General features: G+C 43.5%; 1 protein-coding gene. It reads right to left on the bottom strand.

All coding sequences use genetic code 11. The features are described 5' to 3' along the window. Positions 1 to 474 (bottom strand): hypothetical protein (locus tag AQ981_RS25385; RefSeq protein ID WP_154675989.1); only part of this gene is annotated, 474 nt, incomplete at its 3' end. Positions 475 to 694: the final 220 nt, after the last annotated feature.

The raw sequence follows: 694 nt of genomic DNA, 5'->3' as shown, positions 1-694 counted from the left end.
CAATGTTTCCGGGCCGGGATCATTATGTCCGTTTTTTATACCATATCCTTGCTCCAGTCCATCAAGAACAATTCGGTGAAATTTTCTGGCTAGTTCCGGCATACCCAATGCAACAGCCCCGAGAATATTATGCGTAACCAAATCTAAGTTTAATAGAATAGTTTTTTTTCGTTCTTTTAATCGTAGGATATTAATACCATTGGCGTGAATTATCCGGGAGAATCCATGTGCCATATGAATAAGAGATGGTGTATTTGGATAGATTCCTGCGGCAATCAGACTATTACCTACTTCCGCCATGCCAAAATAATCTAAATGATTCAATGCTTCAAAAAACTCAGCCTGCCTGTCGTAATATTGTTGTATATAATTATGTTGTGGATTAAATGTTGGCCGTTCAGCCATTCCTCTTGCCCAGTTCTGCACATCCGGTAACGTTTTATCCAGTCTGCCTTTTTTGTTTTTGATCGTCATATTAATTCCCTTATCTGCCCGGCACCTGATGTAAGGTGCTGCGCTGATTGCTCAGCTTCCAGCTTTTATCCAGCCGACTTTTTTGCTGTCCGGCAGTCATAACGGACCTCCTTGTTCTGTGAAGAGCGGTTTTGTCTCCCGGCACAGGCTTCCGCTGCCGGCAGGGGAGTGTACAGTTAATTCACCTGAATACTGTCCCATTCCGCCATCAGTTGCGGTT

It is taken from the genome of Entomohabitans teleogrylli, assembly GCF_001484765.1.
Taxonomy (GTDB): Bacteria; Pseudomonadota; Gammaproteobacteria; order Enterobacterales; family Enterobacteriaceae; genus Entomohabitans; species Entomohabitans teleogrylli.
Note: the sequence above shows the minus strand (reverse complement) of the source record. Positions and strands in the feature narration are given on the sequence as shown.